This is a genomic window from Frankia sp. CcWB2 (genome assembly GCF_977927585.1).
The window spans coordinates 2,788-5,396 of record NZ_CDWRCM010000263.1; the positions used below are offsets into that span (position 1 = coordinate 2,788).

The following is a 2,609-nucleotide window of genomic DNA, read 5'->3' on the forward strand; positions in this document are numbered from 1 at the left end:
GAAGACGGCATCGAGATCGGGGATACGGCAGACGATGACGCGATCCGGGGCACGCGGGGGACGGCCGTCGGCGGAGAGCCCATCCAGGCGGGCGGCGAGAGCATGGAGCGCGGCCTCGCACTGCGACCTGTCGGCCATCCCGGCCGGTCCTCCTCTCGGCCTGTTCGACCTGTGCCCCTCTCGGCCCGGCGTGTCCGGGACACTAGCGTGGGAGTAGGTGTTCCGGGCGGGACGACCCGCGTGGTGGGCGAGTTTACACCGGTTGCGAGCCGATCTCCGGTGGTCCTGACGGACCCGGGGTGAGGTCCCGGGCCGGCCGAGGGCGGATCCGGCCGGACGAGGAGTGGACAGGACATGAGATTCGTCGCATGACGCACGCCGCCAGGGTCCGTCGCGTCAGCGGCCGTGAGTGCGGGAGGCTGACAACGTGAACACCGAGAATCTGCCCGCCGAGGTTCGCGACGCCCTTGGCCGGCTGGACATGCTCGACGTCCTACCGACGGCCGCGCATGTCGAGGTCTTCGAGGAGATAAACCGCCGGTTGGCCGGGGCACTGGCGGACCTGGATGGGATCGCTGACCAGGTTAAGGGCGCTGACCACGTCAAGGGCGCTGGGGGCGCGGCCGGGCCGGGCGTGCCCGTTCCGGCGCGTTCCGGGGCGCGTCCCACGGGAGGGCCGCGGCCCGGGCCGGGCATGATCCGGCCGGTGCGGTGAGTCGCTCCGGGGTCACGATGTCCCGCCGGACGCGTCTGGACAGCGAACTTGTCCGTCGTGGTCTCGCCCGGTCCCGGGAGCAGGCCGTTGCGGCGATCACCGCGGGTCGGGTGCTGGTCGGCGGCATTCCTGCCACGAAGGCCGCCACGGTGGTCGACGGATCCACCTCCATCGCGGTGACGAAGGGGGACGATCCCGGCTACGCCTCCCGCGGCGCGCACAAACTTCTCGGTGCCTTCGAGGCCTTCGGGGTCCCCGCACCGGAACCGGGGCCGGGTGTCGAAATCCCGCGTTCCACCGGCCCCACGCTGGTCGTGGCCGGTCGACGGTGCCTGGACGTCGGTGCCTCCACCGGCGGCTTCACCGACGTGCTGCTGCGGTACGGGGCGGCCTCCGTCGTGGCCGTGGACGTCGGCTACGGGCAGTTGCTGTGGCGGCTGCGCTGCGATCCCCGGGTCTGCGTGCTCGACCGCACCAACGCCCGGAACCTGACGCCCGCCGAGATCGGTGACCGCGTCGACCTGGTCGTCGGGGACCTGTCGTTCATCTCGCTGGCCCTGGCGCTGCCCGCGCTGCGCGCCTGCGCGGTCCCAGACGCCGATTTCGTGCTGCTGGTGAAGCCCCAGTTCGAGGTCGGCCGGGAGTGGCTCGGGCCAGGCGGGGTGGTGCGCGACACCGCGTTGCACGCCGAGGCGGTCCGCGACGTGGCCACGTCCGCAGCCATGCTAGATCTCGGCGTGCGTGGTGTCACGGCGAGTCCGCTGCCCGGCCCGGCGGGCAATGTCGAGTACCTGCTGTGGCTGGTCGCCGGGGCCCCACCGCTCGACGCGGACGTCCTGGCCGGGGCGATCGCCGCCGGCCCCGCGGGATCGGGGCGTCGGGCATGACGCGGGAGATCCTCGTTGTCACCCATCCCCGCCGCTCGGTGGTCCGGGAGAGCGCCCATTGGGTCATCGAGGGCCTGGCCGCAGCCGGGGTGTCGCCGCGAGTGCTGCGGGACGAGGCGGAGATGCTCGACCTGACCGCCGCCAACATCGTGCCGCACGACGCCGACGCGGCCGTCGGGGTGGAACTGGTGCTGGTCCTCGGCGGCGACGGCAGCCTGCTGCGCGGCGCGGAGCTGGCCCGCACCGCTGACGCCTCGCTGCTGGGCGTGAACCTCGGGCACGTCGGGTTCCTCGCCGAGGCTGAACCCGACGCGCTGGAATCCACCATCGAGCACGTCGTCCGCAAGGACTACACGGTCGAGGAACGCATGACGGTCGACGTCACGGTCCGGCGGCGTGGCGAGGTCACCTATACCGGCTGGGCGCTCAACGAGATGTCCCTGGAGAAGGCCGAGCGCGCTCGGATGCTGGAATGCGTGCTGGAGATTGACGGGCGTCCGCTGTCCCGGTGGGGATGCGACGGGGTGATCTGTTCGACGCCCACCGGATCCACCGCCTACGCCTTCTCGGCCGGTGGTCCGGTGATGTGGCCGGGCGTCGAGGCCCTGCTGGTCGCCCCGATCAGCGCGCACGCGCTGTTCGCCCGGCCGCTCGTGCTGGCGCCGGCCTCCGCGGTCGCCGTGGAGATCCTGCCGCCGGTGCCCGCGGTCCTCTACTGTGACGGCCGGCGGTTCGTCGAGGTGCCCCCCGAGTCGCGGGTCGAGGTGGTCCGCGGCCGCCAACCGGTGCGGCTCGCCGTGGTGCATCCGCTGCCGTTCACTGATCGTCTCGTCGCCAAGTTTGGCCTTCCGGTGGAAGGCTGGCGAGGACGCAACCAACGTGCCTCCCCCGCGTAGCGACTTCGCCGCGACGCGGGGACCCCTGGCCTAGGGCCTGTTTGGGAAGTAGGTCCCGAGGCTGGCCGTGGATCTGATGGTGATTTTCGGATTGCATGATCCGTTGTGTGG

3 protein-coding genes are annotated in these 2,609 nt (G+C 71.9%); all 3 read left to right on the forward strand.

Features of this window, described 5'->3' with window-relative positions; all coding sequences use genetic code 11:
• Nucleotides 1-427: 427 nt before the first annotated feature.
• The 3 genes from ACY45C_RS19970 to ACY45C_RS19980 are packed head-to-tail and all read left to right on the forward strand — an operon-like array spanning nt 428 to nt 2,498.
• A complete protein-coding gene (locus tag ACY45C_RS19970; RefSeq protein ID WP_462189096.1) occupies nt 428-715 on the forward strand; it encodes a hypothetical protein in 288 nt (95 codons plus the stop codon).
• A 17-nt stretch (nt 716-732) separates the two neighbouring features.
• Entirely contained in the window at nt 733-1,602 is an 870-nt protein-coding gene (locus tag ACY45C_RS19975) for a TlyA family RNA methyltransferase (RefSeq protein WP_462189098.1), read from the forward strand.
• Nucleotides 1,599-2,498: an NAD kinase gene (locus tag ACY45C_RS19980; protein WP_462189097.1), complete on the forward strand. Its 900-nt coding sequence runs from the start codon at nt 1,599-1,601 to the stop codon at nt 2,496-2,498. The genes ACY45C_RS19975 and ACY45C_RS19980 overlap by 4 nt, the downstream gene beginning before the upstream one ends.
• The last annotated feature ends 111 nt before the right edge of the window (nt 2,499-2,609 follow it).

Bases quoted from the DNA above. Each gene is read 5' to 3' on its own strand.
- ACY45C_RS19975 (WP_462189098.1), top strand. From the start codon at position 733: ATGTCCCGCCGGACGCGTCTGGACAGCGAACTTGTCCGTCGTGGTCTC.
- ACY45C_RS19980 (WP_462189097.1), top strand. From the start codon at position 1,599: ATGACGCGGGAGATCCTCGTTGTCACCCATCCCCGCCGCTCGGTGGTC.